This window comes from Cupriavidus sp. DF5525 (assembly GCF_040149425.2).
Lineage (GTDB): Bacteria > Pseudomonadota > Gammaproteobacteria > Burkholderiales > Burkholderiaceae > Cupriavidus > Cupriavidus pickettii_A.
Genome location: NZ_CP168266.1, coordinates 1,540,095 through 1,546,149 on the forward strand (window position 1 = coordinate 1,540,095; position 6,055 = coordinate 1,546,149).

1 protein-coding gene is annotated in these 6,055 nt (G+C 72.3%); it reads right to left on the reverse strand.

From position 1 onward, the window contains the following. Positions 1–10 precede the first annotated feature (10 nt). Complete coding sequence (locus ABNX08_RS28315; RefSeq protein WP_349607032.1) at positions 11–6,037, reverse strand: amino acid adenylation domain-containing protein; 6,027 nt, start codon at positions 6,035–6,037, stop codon at positions 11–13. Positions 6,038–6,055: the final 18 nt, after the last annotated feature.

Below are 6,055 nucleotides of genomic sequence, written 5' to 3' on the forward strand. Positions count from 1 at the left end.
CTGTAGGCACTCAGGCCGCCAGCGCGCTGGCGCTGCCACCATCCACGCGCACCGGCACTTCGCCCAGCGTGGCGCCGGCCAGCGCCGGCAGCGCGAGCAGGATCGCCACGCACTGCCGGGTCAGCTCCTCCGCCGCGCTGTCGTCGAGCGCCGCCGTGTCGTACTCCACGCGCAGCGTCAGCGTTTCGCGCGGGATCACGATGGCGGTCACCGGGTAGCTCATCTGCCCGCGGTTATCGACATCGCTGAAGCGCAGCGCGCCGCGCTGGGTTTCCCGCAGCGTGCTGTCGACCGGGTAGTTCTCGTAGATCAGCATGGTGTCGAACGGCGCGTGCGCGGCATCGTCGCTGCCGGCCGCCCAGCTCTGCAGCCACGCCGGCGGCGCATGCTCGGTCTCGCGCAGCGCCAGGTTGTCGGCCTGCAGCGCCGGCAGCCAGTCGGCCACGCGCAGCGTGTCGGGCAGCGCCTGCACCAGCGGCAAGGTACTGGCGAGCAAACCCATGATGTCTTCGATGCCGGGCAGCTCCGCCGAACGGCCCGAGCCCACCACGGCCAGCCCCACCGTGCGCGCGCCGGTGGCCTGGCGCAGCGCCAGCATCCATGCCGCCTGCACCAGCGTGTTGACGGTGACGTGCTGCCGGCTGGCGAAGGCTGCCAGCCTGCGCAGCGCCTCGGCCTGCACCACGTGCTCCACCGCCCGGATCAGCTGCCCGCGCTGTGCCGGCGCGACCTCGCGCGTGATGCGCACCGGTTGGCGTGCCAGCGGCGCAAGCTGCTCGCGCCAGCGTTGTTCAGAGTCGGCGCCCGACTGCGCCTGCTGCCACGCCACGTAGCGGCGCAGCGACACCGCGGGCTGGGCCGGCTGCTCGCCGTCGTAGCCGCGCAGCACCTCGCCCAGCAGGCGCGACATGCTCCAGCCGTCCAGCAGCAGGTGATGCCAGGTCCAGAGGAAGCGCCAGGTGTGGTCGCCGATGCGCACCAGCGTCAGCCGCATCAGCGGCGCCTGGCCCAGTTCGAAGCCGTGGCGGAACCCGGCCTCGCACAGCGCCTGCCATTGGGCATCGTCCGCGGCTGCGGCCGGGCGATGGCTGCGCTCGCGCCAGTCGTGGTGCGTGACCGGCAGCGTGGCTTGCGTGGGGACCACGAGCAGCGGCTCGGCCTCCCTGCCCGCGCCCGCTTCCAGCCACGCCACCCGGGCCCGCAGCACCGGATGCCGCCGCACCGCGTCCTGCCATGCCGCGACCATGCGCTCCACGTCGAGCCCGTCCATGGTGGCCTGCACCTGCACGGTGTAGGCGGGCGAACCGGGATGCCGCGCGCCGTGCCGGATCATGCCGCGTTGCATCGGCGTGGGCCGCCAGATGTCCTCGATCTCGCCGGCGCGCAGCGCCAGCGCATCCAGTTGCTGCTGCGACAGCCCGCTGGCCGGCGCGTCGGAGGGCGTCAGCCGCGTCGCGGACTGCGCCACGCAATGCCCGGCCACGTCGCGCAGCGCCTGTGCAATGCGCGCCATCAGCGCTTCGACGGTGGCCTCGCGGAACTGCGCGCCGCAGTAGGTGCAGCGGAACTGCAGGCGGCCGCCCTGGACCCTGCCGTCGAACGCCAGCGGCACCGGCAACCGGATGTCATCGGAGACGCCGCGGCCGGTATCCTCCGCTGCGGCCTGCCAGCCGCCTTCCCCAAGGCTGCCATCGAACTGGCCGAGGTAGTTGAACAACACCTGCGGCGCGCACTGCGGCAGCGCTGCGGGCGCGAAAGCGCTCAGCACACCGTATCCCAGCCCTTGCCGCGGCACCGCGCGCAGCGCTTCCTTGACGCCGGCGATGGTGTCGCCCACGTCCGCAACGCTCGCCAGCCGGACCGGCCAGACGCTGGTGAACCAGCCTACCGTGCGGCTGAGATCGAGCGCGCTGCCGGCCGCCTCGGCTTCGCGGCCATGGCCCTCCACGTGGATGCGGATGTCGTCGCGCCCTGCAAAGGCGCACAGCGCGCGCGCGAATCCCGCCAGCAGCAGGTCGTTGACGCCGGTGCGGTAGGCGGCATGGGCCCGCCGCAGCAAGGCGTCGGTCGTGGGCGCGTCCAGCGCAAAGCTTGCGGTGCGCGCGCGCGCCGGTGCGCCGTCCGGGCCATCGCTCGGCAGCATCATCTTGTCGCGGGTAACGGCATGCCAGTACTCGGCCTCATCACGGAACACGTCGCGCGCCGGGCCCGCCAGCGTGCGGCTCCATGCAGCATAGCTGGCGCCCACCGGCGCCAGCGCCGGTGCCTGTCCCGCCAGCCGTGCGGCATAGGCGGCTTGCAGGTCTTCCAGCACGATGCGCCATGACACGCCGTCCACCACCAGGTGGTGGCAGACCAGGAACAGCCGCTCGCTGCCATCGGCGACGCGCAGGTGCAGCGCGCGCAGCAGCGGGCCGCGGGCGATGTCCAACCGGTCCTGCTCTTCATCGCAGGCAGCGGTGATTGCTGCGGCGTCCGGCACGTTAATGGTCATCAGTGCGAACGCGTCCCCTGCTTCGGCGACGGCCTGCTGGCACCAGCCTTCATCGGTGCGGGTAAAGCGGTAGCGCAGCGCGGCATGGTGGCCGGCCACGTCCTTCAGCGCGCCCTGCAATGCCGGCGCGTCGATGGCCGACTGTGGACGCAGCAGCACCGACTGGTTGAAGCGATTGCGGCTGGCCTCGGCCAGCGGTTGCCCGAGGAAGGCAGCCTGCACCGGCGTCAGCGGTGCCGCGCCAGCGTCATCGTTGGCTGCATCCTGCGCCGTGCCACCCACGCACTCCGCCACCCGCGCCAGCGCTGCCACCGTCTGGTGCTCGAAGACCTGGCGCGGCGTCAGCCGCCATCCCTGCAGCCGGGCACGCGCGACGATCTGCAGGCTCAGGATGGAGTCGCCGCCGAGCGAGAAGAAGTTGTCATGCAGGCCCACCTGCGCGATGCCGAGCACGTCTTCCCACACGGCCGCCAGCATCCGCTCCGCCGCCGACACCGGCGCGGTGTAGGCGGTCTCGGCCTGCCACTGCGGTTCCGGCAGCGCGCGCCGGTCAAGCTTGCCGTTGGGCGTGACCGGCAGGCTGTCGACTTGCAGGATCGCCGCCGGCACCATGTAGTCCGGCAAGGCCGCCGCAAGCGCTGCGCGCAGGGACTCGCACGATACCGCCGCCTGCTGCGCCACGACGTAGCCGACCAGCCGCGTGCCGGCGGGCGTCTCGTGCGGCAGCACCACCACTTGCCGTACGCCGGGCTGCGCCAGGAGATGCGCCTCGATCTCGCCAAGTTCGATGCGGAAGCCGCGGATCTTCACCTGGTGGTCCTGCCGGCCGAGGTATTCGATGCAGCCGTCGGGCTGCCAGCGCACCAGGTCGCCGGTGCGGTAAAGCCGCCCGCCGGGTGCGCCGAAGGGATCGGGAATAAAGCGGTCGGCCGTCATGCCAGCCCGGCCCAGGTAGCCGCGCGCCAGCCCTTCGCCGCCAAGGTAGAGCTCGCCCGGTACGCCTACCGGCACCGGTTCCAGCCGGCTGTCCAGCACGTACGCACTGCGCGCGCCCACCGGCCGGCCGATCGGCGCATAGGCGCCGGTGACCTGCGCTTCCGCGTCGGCGGCCCTTGCCTTCCACACCAACGGCGTCACCACCGTCTCGGTCGGACCATAGCCGTTGATGATGTGTTGCGGCCGCAGCGCCTGCGTCAGGCGGGCCACGCCCGCGCGGGGCATGGCTTCGCCGCCGAAGGAATAGAGCCACAGCGGCGGCGGATCACCCTGCGACTCGGCCCAGGCGGCGAGCTGGTGCAGGTAGCGCGGCGGAAAACCCGCGTGGGTGACCGCATGGCGGCGCAGCGCGGCGTAGGTCTGCTCCACGCTCCACAGCATGTCGTCGCGCAGCACGATGCTGGCGCCGCTGGCCAGCGGCACCATCCAGCGCTCGTGCGCGCCGTCGAAGCTGAACGACAGGAAATGCAGCTCGCGGCTGGCGGCCGTGATGTCGTAGCACTCGGCGGTGGTAACCACATGCATCGCCAGCGGGCCGTGCGCCACCGCGACGCCCTTGGGCTTGCCGGTCGAGCCGGAGGTGTAGATGACGTAGGCAAGCTGCGCCGGATGGACGGCAATCTCGGGATCGTGCTCGGGCCAGGATGCGTCCGCGTCGTCATCGACCAGCTGCACCGGCAGGCCTTCAGCCACCGGGAAAGCATCGCGCAGCGCGCGCTCGGTCAGCAGCAGTTGCGGCGCGGCGTCTTCCTGCATGTCGAGCAGGCGCCGGGCCGGATAGGTGGGGTCGAACGGCACGAAGCAGCCGCCAGCCTTCAGCACCGCCAGCAGCGCCACGATCATGCGCGGCGAACGCCCCAGCGCCACGCCGACGCGGCACTCGGCGCCAATGCCCTGCGCGATCAGCCGGTGCGCCAGCCGGTTGGCCTGGCGGTTCAGCTCGCCATGGCCGAGCGTGGCATCGCCGAACAGCACTGCCGGGGCCTCGGGCGCGCGGCGGGCGTGGCCCGCCGCCTGCGCATGCACCGGCACGAACGGCGGTGCCGCGCAGCCGGGCTGGCTCCAGCGCGCCAGCGCGTCGCGCTCGGTGTCGCCCAGCAGTACCGCTACGGCGGGCGTCGTGGCGGGATCGGTGGCGAACGCCTGCAGCAGGCGCACATAATGCCCCGCCATGCGCACCACGGTGGCGGCATCGAACAGGTCGGCGGTATAGGCGATCCGGCCCGAAAGGCTGCCATCGGGCAACTCGGTGGTGGCCAGGCTGAGTTCGAACCGCGCGGTCGTCACCGGCAGTTCCAGCGGCGTGACACGCAATCCGTTCAGCTGCGGCACCGCCGCCGAGCCAGCGGTGCGATGGTCGAAGGTGACGTTGAACAGCGCCGGCTGCGCCAGGCTGCGGCCGGGCTGCAGCGCCTCCACCAGCAGGTCGAACGGCAGCGCCTGGTTTTCCTGGTCCGCCGCCGCCTGCCGCGCCAGCCGCGACAGCAGCTCGGCAAACGGCTCGTCTGGTGCCACCTCGGCGCGCATCACCTGCATGTTGACGAAGCAGCCGACCAGCGCCTCGGTTTCGCTGCGCTGCCGGTTGGCCACCGGCACGCCGATGCAGACATCGGCCTGTCCGGTGTAGCGGTTCAGCAAGATTGCATACGCGGCCAGCAGCGTCATGTTGAGTGTGGCCTGACGCGCGCCGGCGAGCGTGCGCAGCGCCCCGGCCACGTCGGCCGGAATGGCGAAGGTGTGCTCGGCGCCTTCGCCGGTGCGCGCCGCGCGGCGCGGCCGGTCGGCCGGCAGGTCGAGCGCGGCGCCGGGCGCATCGCCCAGGCGTTCGCGCCAGTAGCCGAGCTGGCGCTGGGCCTCGCCGGCCTCCATCCAGTTGCGCTGCCAGGCGGCATAGTCGGCGTACTGCACCGGCAGCTGCGGCAGTTCGGCCTGCGTGCCGGTGGCTTCGGCGGCGTAGCAGGCCGCCAGTTCCGCGACCAGGCGCATGATCGAGGCGCCGTCGGCGACGATGTGGTGCAGCACCACGACCAGCACGTGGGACCGGGCGGTTTCGCGGATCAGCGCGACGCGCCACAGCGGTCCCGCCGCGAGGTCGAATGGGGCGTGGACGATGCCGTCGATGGCGGCGTCCAGGCCGGCGGGACCGGCCTCCATCTCGACGAATGCCGGCGGCAGGCTGTCGTGCACCTGTTGGCGCGCCACGCCGGCGGCGTCGGTCGGATACGTGGTGCGCAGCACCTCATGGCGCGCGCCGATACGGTCGAATGCGCGGCGCAGGGCTGCCACGTCGAGCGCCCCTTCGAGCCGGTACGCGCCCGGCATGTGATAGGCGGTGCCGGCCGGATCGAGCTGCTGCAGGAACCACAGGCGTTGCTGCGCGTACGACAGCGGCAGCGCTTCGCTGCGCGGCGCCGGCACGATCGGCAGCGTGGAGAAGGCAACGCCTTTGTCGTGCAGGGCGGCCAGGAACGCCGCGCGCTGCGCTGGCGCCAGCCGGGCAAAGCGCGCGGCGACCTGCGCGTGCGCGGTATTCAGTGCATCTGACATGGGAGCGGGATCACGGTC

Bases quoted from the DNA above. Each gene is read 5' to 3' on its own strand.
- ABNX08_RS28315 (WP_349607032.1), bottom strand. From the start codon at position 6,037: ATGTCAGATGCACTGAATACCGCGCACGCGCAGGTCGCCGCGCGCTTT.